This window comes from Rhizobium sp. LjRoot30 (genome assembly GCF_964253915.1).
Classification (GTDB): Bacteria; Pseudomonadota; Alphaproteobacteria; order Rhizobiales; family Rhizobiaceae; genus Metarhizobium.
Window position 1 is genome coordinate 235,667 of the sequence record NZ_CAXUSG020000008.1, and the last position, 13,767, is coordinate 249,433.

At 63.6% G+C, this 13,767-nt stretch carries 11 protein-coding genes; 6 read left to right on the top strand and 5 right to left on the bottom strand.

The window, feature by feature from the left end:
- Nucleotides 1-50 precede the first annotated feature (50 nt).
- The 6 genes from ACSQ3I_RS17835 to ACSQ3I_RS17860 are packed head-to-tail and all read left to right on the top strand — an operon-like array spanning nucleotide 51 to nucleotide 6,260.
- Nucleotides 51-1,235, top strand: coding sequence for a C45 family autoproteolytic acyltransferase/hydolase (locus tag ACSQ3I_RS17835; RefSeq protein ID WP_436001108.1), 1,185 nt, complete (start codon nucleotides 51-53; stop codon nucleotides 1,233-1,235).
- A complete protein-coding gene (locus tag ACSQ3I_RS17840; protein ID WP_436001110.1) occupies nucleotides 1,217-2,158 on the top strand; it encodes an ABC transporter permease in 942 nt (313 codons plus the stop codon). The genes ACSQ3I_RS17835 and ACSQ3I_RS17840 overlap by 19 nt, the downstream gene beginning before the upstream one ends.
- Nucleotides 2,155-2,988 (top strand): ABC transporter permease, encoded by an 834-nt coding sequence (locus ACSQ3I_RS17845; protein WP_436001112.1) that lies wholly within the window; start codon nucleotides 2,155-2,157, stop codon nucleotides 2,986-2,988. The genes ACSQ3I_RS17840 and ACSQ3I_RS17845 overlap by 4 nt, the downstream gene beginning before the upstream one ends.
- 3 nt (nucleotides 2,989-2,991) lie before the next feature.
- A complete protein-coding gene (locus ACSQ3I_RS17850; protein ID WP_436001113.1) occupies nucleotides 2,992-4,653 on the top strand; it encodes an ABC transporter ATP-binding protein in 1,662 nt (553 codons plus the stop codon).
- A complete protein-coding gene (locus ACSQ3I_RS17855; RefSeq protein ID WP_436001114.1) occupies nucleotides 4,650-5,519 on the top strand; it encodes an alpha/beta hydrolase in 870 nt (289 codons plus the stop codon). The genes ACSQ3I_RS17850 and ACSQ3I_RS17855 overlap by 4 nt, the downstream gene beginning before the upstream one ends.
- A 3-nt stretch (nucleotides 5,520-5,522) precedes the next feature.
- Entirely contained in the window at nucleotides 5,523-6,260 is a 738-nt protein-coding gene (locus ACSQ3I_RS17860; protein WP_436001116.1) for an MOSC domain-containing protein, read from the top strand.
- On the opposite strand, the gene ACSQ3I_RS17865 is transcribed toward ACSQ3I_RS17860, so the two are convergent.
- From ACSQ3I_RS17865 to araD, 5 genes are all read right to left on the bottom strand, one after another.
- Nucleotides 6,241-7,335, bottom strand: a complete 1,095-nt coding sequence (locus ACSQ3I_RS17865) for a C45 family autoproteolytic acyltransferase/hydolase (protein WP_436001118.1) — start codon at nucleotides 7,333-7,335, stop codon at nucleotides 6,241-6,243. The two genes, ACSQ3I_RS17860 and ACSQ3I_RS17865, sit on opposite strands and share 20 nt — an antisense overlap.
- 277 nt (nucleotides 7,336-7,612) lie before the next feature.
- A complete protein-coding gene (locus ACSQ3I_RS17870) occupies nucleotides 7,613-9,157 on the bottom strand; it encodes an ABC transporter substrate-binding protein (RefSeq protein ID WP_436001120.1) in 1,545 nt (514 codons plus the stop codon).
- Nucleotides 9,158-9,190: 33 nt separating this feature from the next.
- Nucleotides 9,191-10,042 carry an alpha/beta hydrolase gene (locus ACSQ3I_RS17875; protein WP_436001122.1) on the bottom strand — a complete coding sequence of 284 codons (852 nt, stop codon included), beginning with the start codon at nucleotides 10,040-10,042 and terminating at the stop codon, nucleotides 9,191-9,193.
- A 192-nt stretch (nucleotides 10,043-10,234) separates the two neighbouring features.
- A complete protein-coding gene (locus ACSQ3I_RS17880) occupies nucleotides 10,235-11,827 on the bottom strand; it encodes a PAS domain S-box protein (protein ID WP_436001124.1) in 1,593 nt (530 codons plus the stop codon).
- Between the two features lie 193 nt (nucleotides 11,828-12,020).
- Nucleotides 12,021-13,760, bottom strand: coding sequence for an L-arabinonate dehydratase (araD, locus tag ACSQ3I_RS17885; protein ID WP_436001126.1), 1,740 nt, complete (start codon nucleotides 13,758-13,760; stop codon nucleotides 12,021-12,023).
- Nucleotides 13,761-13,767 lie beyond the last annotated feature (7 nt).

Below are 13,767 nucleotides of genomic sequence, written 5' to 3' on the forward strand. Positions count from 1 at the left end.
TTCACCAAAATGCATTATGTTCGAAAAAAGACAGACAACAAGGCAGAGCTATGGCAGAGATCACTCCCTTTCCCCTCGTTGAAATCAGCGGATCGCCGCGGGAGCGCGGCCGGATGTATGGCGAGAAGGCGCGCGAGCGCATCCTGCTCTCGGCAGGGCTCTACACCGACCAGCTTCACCGTCTCGGTTTCGACGACGCCAATATCGAGCGGCTCGTGACGGCCTTCCTGCCACGCATTCGCGAGTGGGCACCGGATCTGGTGACGGAGATGGAGGGCATTGCCGAGGGGGCGGGGATCGACCTTTCGGCGATCGTGCTGATCAATGCGCGCACCGAGGTCCTGCAGCTTGCCCGGCTCGAAGCCGGCGTCGGCGATGACGATCCGGATGGCTGCACCGGCGCCGTGCTGCTGCCGGAGGTCACGCAGGACGGAACCGTCATCCACGGCCAGAACTGGGATTGGCGGGCCGAATGCGCCGATAGCTCAATCGTGTTGCGCATCCTGCGCGACGATGGCCCGGACATCCTGACGTTCACCGAGGCTGGCGGCCTGGCGCGCAGCGGCTTCAATTCCGCCGGCATCACCATCACCGCCAATTATCTCGAGAGCGAGCGCGATTATCGCGACATGGGCATCCCGTTGCCGTTCATCCGCCGCCGGGCGCTGGAGGCGCAACATTTCGCCCTGGCGCTGCGCGTCGTGGCCATCACCCCGAAATCCGGCTCTAACAACATGATGCTGTCGACGGCGGAAGGCTTTGCCGTCGATCTCGAATGCGCCCCGGACGAGGTGTTCCCGATCTACCCGGAAAACGGCATGATCGTGCATGCCAACCACTGGCAGAGCGGCGTCGCCCTGTCGAAACTCAAGGAAACCGGCCTCGCCAGCGTTCCCGACAGTCTTTACCGCGACCAGCGCGTCTGGAAGGTGCTGAAAGAGGGCGGCGAAAAGCTCGGTGCCGACGACCTGAAGCGCGCCTTCTTCGACGATTTCGGCTCGCCCTTCTGCGTCTGCCGCGCGCCGCTGGCGAAGGAGGGCGGCAATCTCTCCGCCACCGTGGCGATGATCATCTGCGAACCGGCCAAGGGTTTCATGGACATCGCGCCGCTGCCGGCGCTGAACCGCACTTTCACGCGCTATGAACTGGCCATGGACGAGGCGGCGCTTGCAAAAGCGGCCGGCGCGACCGTCGATGCAGTCGGGAAAGGCAAGCGATGGTCCGCTTCATCCTGACCCGGATCGCATCGTCGATCCCGACCCTCTTCCTCGTCTCGGTCGCCGTCTTCGCCCTGATGCGGATGATCCCGGGCGATCCGGCGACGCTGATGCTGGGCGATCTCGCCCAGCCCGGCCAGGTGGAGGCGCTGCGGCGGGAGATGGGCCTCGACCAGCCGATCGCGCTGCAATATCTCTACTGGCTAGGCAATGTGCTGACCGGCGATTTCGGCCAGTCGATCTCGACGCGGCAGCCGGTGCTGCCGCTGATCCTCGAACGCTTCTCCGTCTCGGCGACCATCGTTCTCGTCGCCGTCTTCTTCGCCACCTTCATCGCCGTTCCCGCCGGCATGTTCGCCGCCTGGCGGCAGAACCGGTCGGGCGATATCGCCGTTATCGCCACATCGACGCTGCTCCTTTCCATTCCGAGCTTCTGGCTTGGGCTGATGCTGCTTTTGATCTTCGGCCTGCAGCTCGGCTGGCTGCCTGTCGTCGGCTATGTGCCGTTCAGCCGCGATTTCGGCAGCGCGCTGCTCTACATCATCATGCCCGTGGTGACGCTGGTGCTGGTGGAATCCGGCTCGATCACCCGCATGGCCCGCGCCAGCACCATCGAGGTGGCGCGGCTGGAATACATCACCCATGCCCGCGCCAAGGGCCTGTCGGAAGCGACTGTCATGTGGCGGCACGCCTTCAAGAACGCCTTTGCCCCGACGATGACGCTGATCGGCCTGGTTCTCGGCAGCCTGCTCGCCAACATTGCCGTCATCGAGACCGTCTTCACCATTCCCGGCCTCGGCCGCATGCTGGTGGACGGCATCTATGCCCGCGACTATCCGGTGGTGCAGGGCTGCATGCTGTTCACCGCCTTCATCTATGTGGTGGTCAACCTGCTGGTCGATCTCCTCTATCCGCTTCTCGATCCAAGGGTGACGGCATGATCGCTCGGGCGCTCGGTTTTCCCGCATTGCGTTTCAACGGCCTGATCGGCATTCTCATCGTCGGCCTGCTCCTGTTCGTCGCCGTCTTCGGCCCCTGGCTCTCGCCTTACGATCCGCTGAAGCTGGACCTGCTCGCCCGCCTCAAGGGACCATCGGCCAGCCACCTGCTCGGCGCCGACGAGTTCGGCCGCGACATGCTCAGCCGGCTGATGTACGGCGCACGAACCAGCGCCTGGATCGCCTTTTCTACCGTTGTCTTCGCCATCGTCTTCGGCACGATCCTCGGCATCCTCGCCGGTTTCCTGCGCGGCTGGACCGACCGCATCCTGATGATGGTCAATGATGCGCTGCTCGCCTTTCCCGGCCTGTTGCTGGCGCTCGGCTTCATGGCGGTGTTCGGCGCCAGCCGCAATGGCATCATCATCGCGCTCGGCATCGCCTATGTGCCGGTCGCCGTGCGTGTTGTGCGCGGCACGGTGCTCTCGATCCGCGAGCGGGAATTCGTCGAGGCCTCGCGGGTGATGGGCAACAGCGAGATCGTCACCATGCTGCGGCATGTGCTGCCGAATTGTATCGCGCCGATCATGGTGCTGGCGACGACGATGTTCGGCTGGGTGGTGCTGTCGGAAAGCGCGCTCTCCTTCCTCGGCCTCGGCGTGCCGCCGCCGGCGCCAAGCTGGGGCAACATGCTCTCCACCGGCCGCCCCTACATCAACCAGGCGCCGCACATCATCATTCTGCCCGGCCTTTGCATCTCGATCACGCTTCTCGGCGTGAACCTTCTCGGCGATGCGGTGCGCGACTGGCTCGACCCGAAGATGCAGGATTGAAACATGGCTGGGACAAACGAAAAACGGGCCCTGTTGACCGTCGAGAACCTCTCCGTCCGGGTCGGGACGGTTGGCGTCAAGGTCGTCGACGATCTGAGCTTTATCTTGCCTGCCGGCGAGATGCTGGCGCTGGTCGGCGAATCCGGCTCCGGCAAGACCATGGCGGCGCGCTCCGTGCTCGGCCTGCTGCCGCCGCCCTTTCAGGTAACGCCTGAAAGCCGCATCCGTCTGCGCGACACCGAACTGACCGGATTGCCGCCGGCAAAGCTCCGTGAAATCCGTGGCGCCGAGATCGGCATGGTGTTCCAGGAGCCGATGGTGTCGCTCAATCCGTCGATGACCATCGGCCAGCAGATGGCGGAAGGGCTGGCGCTGCACCGCAAGCTCGGCAAGGCCGAGATCCGAGATCGCAGCCTTGCCATGCTGGAGCGCATCCGCATCCAGAATCCCGAGCGCTGTCTTTCCGCCTATCCGCACGAATTTTCCGGCGGCATGCGCCAGCGCATCATGCTTGCCTCCGTCATGCTGCTGAAGCCGGCGCTCCTGATCGCCGACGAGCCGACCACGGCGCTCGACACGCTGATCCAGCGCGACGTGCTCGACCTGATGGTGGAGCTGACGCAGGAAAACAACACCTCCGTGCTGCTGATCAGCCACGATCTCGGCATGGTCTCGCATTACGTCCGCAACGTCGTCGTCATGCACAAGGGCAGGGCGTTGGAGCAGGGCGACAGCACCGAGGTGCTGCATGCGCCGAAACACGATTACACTAGGCGCCTCGTCGATGCCCTGCCGCGGCGTAGCGCCGGCGGCATTCGCTCCGCGGGGGCGGCCGGCGAGCCGCTGATCGAGCTGAAGAACGTCGTCATCGATTATCCCGGCCGCGCCAGGCTGTTTGGCCGGACGGAAGGAAAGCGCGCCGTCCACGGCGCCGACCTGACGATCAACACGGGCGAGACGCTGGCGCTGGTCGGCGCTTCCGGTTCCGGCAAGACGACGCTCGGCCGGGCGATCGTCGGCCTGGTCACGCCGTCCTCCGGCACGATGCGGTTTCGCGGCCTGCCGCTGGCTTACGGGCGCGATGCGGCCAGCCGCAGCCTGCGGCAGGCGATCCAGATCGTCTTCCAGGACCCCTATTCCTCGCTCGATCCACGCCAGCGCATTGCCGATATCGTCGAGGAGCCGTTGAAGCTCGATGCGCGGATGGACCGCCGGCAGCGGCAGGAGCGGGTGAGGGAGGTCTTCGCCGAAGTCGGCCTGGCGCCGGAATTCGCCCGGCGCTTTCCGCACCAGCTCTCCGGCGGCCAGCGCCAGCGCGTGGCGATTGCCCGCGCCATCGTCAGCCGCCCGGCCTTCGTGGTTGCCGACGAGCCGGTCTCGGCGCTGGACATGACGGTGCAGAAGCAGATCCTGAAACTGTTCCGCGACCTGCAGGCGCGCTACGGTTTCGCCTGCCTGTTCGTCTCCCACGATCTTGGCGCCGTGGAGCAGGTGGCCGACCGGGTCGCCGTGATGGAAGATGGCCGTATCGTCGAGATTGGCGGGCGCGACGATGTCTTCGACCGGCCGCAGCATACCTATACACGCCGGCTGCTCGATGCCGCCATGCTGCTGGACCGCAGCTTTGCCGGTGGCGCGGCGCAGAAACAGGTGGCCGGATCATGATCTTCGCGCCGCAGCCGTTGCGGGAAGGCGGCACGGCCGGCCGCCTCGGTTATTACGATCGCGGCCGCACGCCCTATTTTGCCAGCCGCCTGGAGCCGCGGCTCTCCTATTGCCTCTACGTGCCGCACGACTACGACGAGCATAGCGGCGAGGCCCTCGATCTTGTCGTTCTCGTTCATGGCACGGCACGCTGGGCGGAAACCTATCGCAACGGTTTTGCGGATTTTGCCGAGCGCGAGCGCGTCATCATCCTCGCGCCGCTGTTTCCGGCCGGTATGTCGGCGCCGGGGGAACTGTCGAGCTACAAGCTGATCCGCCACGGCGGCATCGCCTACGACCTTGTGCTGCTCGACATGGTGGCAGAGGTGGCGGAACGCTATCGGCTGCGCTCGGAGCGTTTCCTGCTGCACGGCTTTTCCGGCGGCGGTCATTTCGCGCATCGTTTCCTCTTCATCCATCCCGAACGGCTGCTCGGCGTCTCGATCGGCGCGCCGGGTATCGTGACCCTTCTCGATCCCGATCATGATTTCTGGGTGGGCATCCGCAATTTCGAAACGGTGTTCGGCAAGCGGCTGGATATCGACGCCATGCGGCATGTGCCGGTACACATGGTGATCGGCGGCGAGGACAAGGAAACATGGGAAATCCGCCTGACACCGCAGGATAGCTGGTGGATGGCCGGCGCCGAACGCCTGGCGGAGGCCAACCGGCTGGAGCGCCTGGCGGCCTTGCGCCAAAACCTCGAATCCCATGGTATAGGCGTCATGCAGGATATCGTTCCCGGCGTCGGTCATGACGGCCGGGCGATGGTGGCTGCCGTTCAGGGCTGGTTTTCCACGGTCCTCGCCGTTTCAAGGAAGGAATGACGCATGCAATCGCTCGGCCGTATCATCGAAATCTGGCGCTATCCGGTCAGTTCCATGGGGGGCGAGCAGATGCAGGAGGCGCTGATGGCTCCCGGCGGTCTTGAGCATGACCGGCTCTGGGGCATCGTCGAAAAGGAAAGCGGCGAGATCGCCGCGCCGGAAAACCGCAAGCCATGGCGCCCCTTGCCGAACCTGCGGTCTCGGATCGGTGCAAACGGCATAGAAGTGGGAAACGGCGAAGGTGAGTGGTTTGCCGTCGAGACCGCGGAGGCCGAGGCGATGGCCAGCCGTTTCCTGGATTTCCCGGCCACCTTCAAGCCGCATGTGCCCTATGGTGCCGAAGGCGAGGGCAAGGTTGCGCCGCGCTACCAGCGCGCCGACATCCACCTCTTGACCACCGCCTCGATGCGCGAGCTCGGTGATCTCCTCGGCAAGCCGGAGGAGGTGCATCCGCGCCGCTTCCGCCCCAACATCGTCGTCGAGACGGAGCCGGGTTTTACCGGATTGGTCGAACACCAGTTGATCGGCCGAAAACTCATGATCGGCGATGCGGTGATCACCTTTACCGAACCCTGCGCCCGCTGCACCTTCACGGCGCTTGCCCAAGGCGAGCTTTCTTTCCTGCCGGCGGTGCTGCACAAGATCAGCCAGCACGGCGAGGGCGGTTTCGGCGCCCTCTGCAAGGTGGAGGGCACGACGACGATCCGCGTTGGCGACCGTCTCAGCCTTGCCGAAGCGTGATCTTCTTCCAGCCTTCGACGCTTGGCGGACCGGCGGCAACGGACAGCGATACGGTTTCTCCGATTTCATAGATGACGGCGCCGACCGTCATCGATTTCATCAGGCCGAGTTTCGTGTGTGCATTCGCCGGGCCTTTCGGCACCATCGACACGGCGCCGCCTTTGCGGCAGGCGGAAAGCGCTGTTTTTATCCTGTCGAGATCGACCGGCCTGCTGCGGGCGAAATCGGTGTGGAGGCTGCGTAGCCGGTTTCGCGAATTGCTGCTGCCTTCCATTTTCGCGCCGGGAGCGGCGTCGGTGCTGGCCAGCGGATGGTTGGTATGCAGCGACCGTCCGTTCTCGACCGTCAGCACGGCAGCGCCGCCGGCGGAGCATTCGAGGGTGCGGACACCTTGCCGGTCGCCGATCTGGTAGTTCTGGCCCGAGGCATGGCGTACGCGCGAAAGGAATGCCGCCGCCGCTTCGGCATTCGCCTGCGCCAGCGCGCCGCGCATGGCAAAGGCCACCGGCAGGCCGCGCCGGCTGGTGGCAAGCTGCGACAGCGTGTTGACGCAGATGCCGAGACCGCGGCTGGAAACACCCATCAGGCCGACCATGCCGGCGGAGGTATAGACGAGTGTTTCGTTGTCTCCGTCTTTGAGGCGCAGCAAGGCTTGTGCATGATCGTGCCAGCGCGGCAGGTCCATGGTTTGGCCGACCAGCGTCGGCTGGCCCTCGGCCGGCGCAATCGCAAGGCTGCTGCAATGGCCGTCGCCCTTTGTCTTGCCGAACCACCATTCCTCGTCCATCAGCTGCAGGGCGAAAGCCGTCTCTTCCGCAATCCCGGCGCCTTCGGCAATGCCGTGGACCTCTTCCAGCAGCTCGGGCGTGAATTCGGCCACTGCCGGCCGGAAATCCGTGGCGGTCAAAAAGGCCGGCAGGAAGGTTTTGGCCGGCTGGCCGTATGATTTGCCGATGGCTGCCTGCCAGCGCTCGATCTTTTCGGCGATAACACCGCGCAAGGCTTCGCCATGCGCCTGCCCGCGGGCACGCGGCGCCTTGGGGCAATCGACGATCGGCAGGTCTTGGGTATGCATGGTTTCCTCCGGGAGTATGGCAACGGTTCCGGCAAAAGGCACGGGCGCCGGTCATGGCTGCGGACCTTACTGCAGTGGAGCTATGCGGGGAACTGTTTGCGCAAGAGAGGATGGGGAAACTTCAGGTCCGAGTGGTGCGAACCGACCACCGAAAAACCTCTCCTCCGTCATCCTCGGGTCAAGCCCGAGGATGACGTCGGAGGGAGGGAAAGCCCGAACCTCAACCGCGGCCGAAGGCGGGACGCTCCCCGCCTTCGGCCTGCGCTGATACGAAGTCTCAGTTCTTCTTCACACCCCAGGCCCGCTCCTTGTCGGCCGGCCAGACGGCGTAACCTTCGATCTTGGCGCCAACCGCGGCGACCACCGGCTCGTAATAGAGACCGAGGATCGGCACGTCCTTTGCCATCAATTCGTGGATCTGCTTGAAGATCGCCTTGCGCGCCTCGAAATCGGTGGTTTTGGTCGACTTGAGGTAGAGGTCGTAGGCCTCGGTGCTGCCCCACTGCGCCGTGAGATCGGTCTTCTTGTCGCCGATGATGATGCCGTAGAACTGCGAGGGGTCGAGGCGGGCGGAATAGCCGAAGGACTGCATCTGGAACTTGCCGGCAAGATAGTTGTCGAGCTGGGCCGCCCAATCCAGCACTTCCAGCTCGGCATTGATGCCGGCGCCGGCCAGCATCGCCTGCACCAGCACGCTGTTTTCATACATGCCCTGGTAGCGGGTGTTGGTCTGGATCTTGATCGTCTCGCCCTTGTAGCCGGCCTCGGCCAGCAACGCCTTGGCGGTTTCCGGGTTGTAATCGGGCCACTTCAGGAAATCCTGGTCGAAGAAGGCGCTGGCCTGCGGCACGCCGGAGGGGTTGAATTCCGCAAGCCCCGCCGTGCGGGCAGCGGCGATCTGCTTGAAGTCAATGGCGTGGGCAATCGCCTGGCGCAGCTTGACGTTCGACATCAGGGGATCGTTGGTTTGGATCAGAAGCGGCGTCAGCGAGAGCCCGGCGGTGGTCATCACCTGCAGGCCGCGGCCCTTGGCGTCCTCGATGCGTTGCGATTCGAAGTTCGGCAGCACGTCGACCTCGCCGGCAAACAGCGCGGTTTCAGCGGCCGAGGTATCCGGAATGATCATGAATTTCGCTTCGTCGACCAAGGCCGTACGGTCGCCGGCATATCCGCTCGCCTTTTCCTTCAGCGGCTTGTAGTCGGCATATTTCTCCAGCGTGATGTACTGGCCCTTCTGCCATTCCTTCAGCTTGAAGGAACCGCTGCCGATGGCGCTGTCGGCAATCCACTTGCCGTCGGCGCCGACATTCTTCGGGCTGGCGATCCAGCCGTTGCACTGGATGTTGGCAAGCTGCGCCAGGAACAGCGCATTCGGCTCGGCGATCTTGAAGACGACGGTGCGCGGATCGGACGTTTCCACTGCATCGACCTTCAGGCCCTGCGACCCGTCGAAGAAGGCGTTGCAGAACCATTCGGCGCCGGCCGCGACACGCCGGTCCCAGTTCCACTTGACATCGGCCGAGGTGACGGGATCGCCGTTGTGGAAGGTCGCGCCGTCGCGGAGCGTGAAGGTGTAGGTCTTGCCGTCGTCGGAGACACTCCAGGCTTCCGCGAGCGCCGGGCCGATGGTCAGGTCGTCGCGGAAGCCGACCAGCGTTTCGAAGACGTGGTGCAGGATGGTGTCGGTGTTGGCGTCGCGGTTGAGGCCTTCGGTGCCGCGGATATCGGCATTGATGCGGATGTTCAGCGTATTGGCCTGCGCTCCGGCGCCAAACAGCAGACCTGCTGCCAGCGCCGTCGAAATCAAGAATGTCCGGTTCATGGTTGTCTCCGATTGTTCCCCGCTTTGTTATCGTCAGGAGCGCGCGCGGATTGCGTCCAGCGTTTGTGCAAAGAAGTCCTTGACCTCGGCGATCAGCTCCCGGTCGTCATGGGCGATACCGGGCACGATGTCGTGGCGCACGGCGATGCCATGCTTCTCGAAGCTGTGTTTCAGCGCCCGCATTCGGTCGTTGCGGGTGGCGCCGGCCAGATCGGCGCCCGGCATGTACCAGGCGTCGTCGGGTGTGATGGTGATTTCCCAGGTTTCGAGATCATCGCCGCCGATGACCATCTGCACCGCGACCTTGCGCATTTCCGCAAGGTCGATCGTCTTGCCGAAGACCTTTTCGAAATCGCGCACGCCGACCCAGAAGTCGTGGTCGAAGTCGAGCAGGGTCACGACGCCGGGCGCGCCGATCGAGGCGGCCAGCAACCGCTCGGGGTGGAGGTAGAAGAACCGGTGGGTGAAATGGCCGCCGCCGGAGAAGCCATACATCATCACCCGGTCGCCCTCGATGCGGTATTTTTCCTGCATCTCGGCGATCATATCGAGCATGACGGCATCATAATGCAGGTCGCCTGCTCTCAGCATTTTGTAGGATGAAAGATCACCGGGGAAGCAGATGTTTGCTGGAAAGAGCGGGCAGAGAACGATCACGCCATTGGCCTCGGCAAAATCGGCGAACGCATCGCGGTAGGCAAGCATGCCGCGCTCGGTACCGTGCACGATCACCGCCAGAGGATAGGTCTTTTCGCCGTCTTCCTCGTAGTCATCGGGCACATAAGCACAATAGGGGAAGCGCTGATCGAAGCGCGAGGCATAGACCGTCGTATGCCCGAAATCGTAATAGGAAAGTTTTTTACCGTGACCGCTGACGTTACGCATGCAACTGGCTCCCTCCTGATGAAGGGGACTATTTCATAATTTTGTGTGCATGAAAAGCGTTTTTAGGAGAATTGAAAACAACCGGATCGATGACGATAATCCCACTGCCGGCTGAATGGAGGCAACGGAAAGCGGACGCGCCGGACGGCATGTTCGTCCGGGCGGCACGTTCGGTTCTTTCTGGAGGAAGGGTCAGTCCTGCAACTGCCGTGCGGGAAGCGTCATGCGGATGATCAGGCCGGTGGTCTGCCAATCGCGCTCGATGGTGGCATTCATGCCGCGTTTCAGCGTTTCTTCGAGACGGCTTCCGAAGCCACCGACATTTTCGGCGGGACGGGCCGGAGGGCCGTCGGCCTCGACCCATTTCAGTCGCAGTTCGTCCTGTTCCAACTGACAATCGACCTGCAACTTGCCGTTCGGTGTCGATAGCGATCCGTATTTCGCCGCGTTGGTCATGAATTCATGCAGCAGCAATGCAAGGTTGGTCACCTTTCCTGTGCCGATGCGCATATCGGTGCCGGCAAGGCAGACACGATCGCGGTTTGTATTCTGATAGGGTGCAACAAGGGCGTTCAGCAGGGTGAAGATCGTCGTGCCGGCTTCGAGAAGCGTGCCATCGGGTTGCATCGGCGGCAGGGTCATTTCGTGCGCGCGGGCCAGCGCGGTAAGGCGTTCCTTCAGGGATCGTGCAAGATCGGTTGGCGTTTCGGCACTGCGGGCCGCAAGCGAAACCAGCCCTCCAGTCAGGGCAAACAGGTTCTTGATGCGATGGTTCATTTCCCGCAGCAGCAGCCCCTGGCGTTCCGCCGCCCGCTTTCGCTCGGTGATATTGCGTGCCACCTTCGATGCGCCGATGATGGTTCCGTCGTCGCCGCGGATCGGGGAAATGGCCAGCGAAATGTCGATCAGGGTGCCGTCCTTGCGCAGGCGCACCGTTTCGAAATGCAGGACGTGTTCCCCCTGGCCGACCCGTGCCAGAATGGATTTTTCCTCGTCCATCTTGTTTTCGGGGATGAGAATGGTGATCGGTTTGCCGATCGCCTCCGCGGGCTTGTAGCCGAAAATATGCTCGGCGCCCTGGTTCCAGCTGGTGATCGTTCCCGCCAGCGTCTTGCTGATGATGGCGTCTTCCGACGATTCGACGATGGCGGCGAGCAGGGCAGAAGACTCGTGTGCCTTGCGCCGGAATTCGGCCTCCGCCTGCGATGCGCGGAGCAGCCGGGCATTGTCGATGGCGATTGCCGCGTGCGAGGCGACGGCCTGCACCAGTTCCTCATGTTCGTCGGAGAACATGCCGGGCAGGTCGTGGCCGAACAGCAGGCCGCCATGGACTTCGCCGGTGCGCGAAATCACCGGAACGGCGAGGTAACTGACAACGGGGAGATGGCCCGTCGGCATGCCCTGCAGCGGCTCGTTCTTCGCATAACGGGGATCCTGGCGGATATCGTCGGACCGAACGACGCCGGTACCGTCGAAGGTCGGGGCAAAGACCGCCGTCTTGCGCGGCAGGCCAAACCGCTCGAACGCCGATCTCGGTGCGCCGGAAAGCGTGTAGAGGCTGAAATGAGGCCCTTCGACGCCGGGGATGTTGTAGAAGAAGGCACCATATTTCGCACCGGTCAGTTCCGTCGCGCCATCGGTCACCACCTGCACGATGCGATCGAGATCCAGATCGCTGGAGATGGCCTTGGTGATGGCATAGAGCGTGCGCAGAAGCCGGACGTCCAGCCGGGATGCAACCGATTCGGGCTGCCGATCCATGCCGGGCGGTACCGTTTCATCCATCCCACAAAGCTCCTTTGGCTCGGAGCGCGGAAGCATCCGCCGGCTCTTACAGATCAATACCTTAATCCGCTCCCCGGTCCGGGTCAAATTGACGCTTGTTCGTTTCCCGGCCGGTCGGTGTCCGCCCCGCCGAAACGAAAAAAGCGGGACCAGAGCCCCGCCTTTCATCGATGCGTTGTGACGCGATATGCGTTTAGTGGCTGTCCTTGCCGACAGCGTTGCCGCGACATCCCTTGAGGAAGCCGAGGTCGGCGCCGGTGTCGGCCCCTTGCACCTGCTGCTGGTGCAGCCAGGCATAACCGGAGGCCGGCAGTTCGTGGTTCGGCTGCCATTCGGCAAGCCGCGCCGCCAGCTCTTCCTCGGAAATATCGAGGTGAAGGCGGCGATTGGGCACGTCGAGTTCGATCATGTCGCCGTCCTTGACGACGGCGAGCGGGCCGCCGACCGCCGCTTCCGGCGAGGTGTGCAGCACGACGGTGCCATAGGCCGTGCCGGACATGCGGGCGTCGGAAATGCGCACCATGTCGGTGATACCCTTCTTCAGCACCTTCGGCGGCAGGCCCATGTTGCCGACTTCGGCCATGCCCGGATAACCCTTCGGGCCACAGTTCTTCAGGACCATGACGCAGGTCTCGTCGATGTCGAGATTGTCGTCGTTGATCTTGGCCTTGTAGTCGTCGATGTCTTCGAACACGACCGCACGGCCACGATGGACCAGCAGATGAGGGGAGGCGGCCGACGGCTTGAGCACCGCGCCCTTGGGCGCCAGGTTGCCGCGCAGAACGACGATGCCGCCCGATTGCGTCAGCGCCTTCTCGGCCGGCAGGATGACGTCCTCGTTCCAGTTGACGACGTCCTTGACCTCGTTCCACATGGTCTCGCCGGAAACGGTCATCGCATCCTTGTGCAGCAGGCCGGCCTCACCCAGACGCTTCAGCACGACGGGCAGGCCGCCGGCATAGAAGAACTCTTCCATCAGGTATTTGCCCGACGGCATCAGGTTGACGATGGTCGGCACGTCGCGGCCACAGCGGTCCCAGTCGTCGAGCGTCAGGTCGATGCCGACGCGGCCGGCGATGGCGAGCAGGTGGATCACGGCGTTGGTCGAGCCGCCGATGGCCGCATTGGTGCGGATGGCGTTCTCGAAGGCCTGCTTGGTCATGATGTCGGACGGCGTCAGGTCGTCCTTGACCATCTGCACGATCCGGCGGCCGGTGAGCTGAGCCATGACCTTGCGGCGGGAATCAACGCCGGGGATGGCGGCGTTGCCGGAGAGTGCCATGCCGAGCGCTTCGGCCATCGACGCCATGGTCGAGGCGGTGCCCATGGTGTTGCAGGTGCCCGAAGAACGGCTCATCGAGGCTTCTGCCTCGAGGAACTCGGCCTGCGTCATCTCGCCGGCCTTGACCATTTCGGAGAATTTCCAGAGGTGCGTGCCGGAGCCGACGCGCTCACCGCGGAAATAACCGTTGAGCATCGGACCGCCGGTGACGACGATCGAGGGCAGGTCGACCGAGGCCGCACCCATCAGCAGCGACGGCGTGGTCTTGTCGCAGCCGACCAGCAGCACGCAGCCGTCCATCGGCTGGCCGCGGATCGCTTCCTCGACCGCCAGAGCGGCGAGGTTGCGATACATCATTGCCGTTGGGCGGAACGTGTTTTCGGAGGCCGAGAACACCGGCACCTCGAGCGGGAAACCGCCGGCTTCCCAGACGCCCGCCTTCACCTTTTCGGCGAGTTCGCGCAGATGGCCGTTGCACGGGGTCATGTCCGACCAGGTGTTGAGGATGCCGATGACCGGGCGCCCGTCGAACAGGTCGTGCGGATAACCCTGGTTTTTCATCCAGCCGCGATGATAGATCACGTCACGGCTGGTGCCGCCATACCATTCCTGCGACCGCAGCTTGCGGGGCCATTCTGCTTTCTTCTTCATTCTCTTA

Coding starts and splice junctions, on each gene's coding strand:
- ACSQ3I_RS17835 (WP_436001108.1), top strand. CDS start 51: ATGGCAGAGATCACTCCCTTTCCCCTCGTTGAAATCAGCGGATCGCCG.
- ACSQ3I_RS17855 (WP_436001114.1), top strand. CDS start 4,650: ATGATCTTCGCGCCGCAGCCGTTGCGGGAAGGCGGCACGGCCGGCCGC.
- ACSQ3I_RS17850 (WP_436001113.1), top strand. CDS start 2,992: ATGGCTGGGACAAACGAAAAACGGGCCCTGTTGACCGTCGAGAACCTC.
- ACSQ3I_RS17845 (WP_436001112.1), top strand. CDS start 2,155: ATGATCGCTCGGGCGCTCGGTTTTCCCGCATTGCGTTTCAACGGCCTG.
- araD (WP_436001126.1), bottom strand. CDS start 13,760: ATGAAGAAGAAAGCAGAATGGCCCCGCAAGCTGCGGTCGCAGGAATGG.
- ACSQ3I_RS17880 (WP_436001124.1), bottom strand. CDS start 11,827: ATGGATGAAACGGTACCGCCCGGCATGGATCGGCAGCCCGAATCGGTT.
- ACSQ3I_RS17860 (WP_436001116.1), top strand. CDS start 5,523: ATGCAATCGCTCGGCCGTATCATCGAAATCTGGCGCTATCCGGTCAGT.
- ACSQ3I_RS17870 (WP_436001120.1), bottom strand. CDS start 9,157: ATGAACCGGACATTCTTGATTTCGACGGCGCTGGCAGCAGGTCTGCTG.
- ACSQ3I_RS17875 (WP_436001122.1), bottom strand. CDS start 10,042: ATGCGTAACGTCAGCGGTCACGGTAAAAAACTTTCCTATTACGATTTC.
- ACSQ3I_RS17865 (WP_436001118.1), bottom strand. CDS start 7,335: ATGCATACCCAAGACCTGCCGATCGTCGATTGCCCCAAGGCGCCGCGT.
- ACSQ3I_RS17840 (WP_436001110.1), top strand. CDS start 1,217: ATGGTCCGCTTCATCCTGACCCGGATCGCATCGTCGATCCCGACCCTC.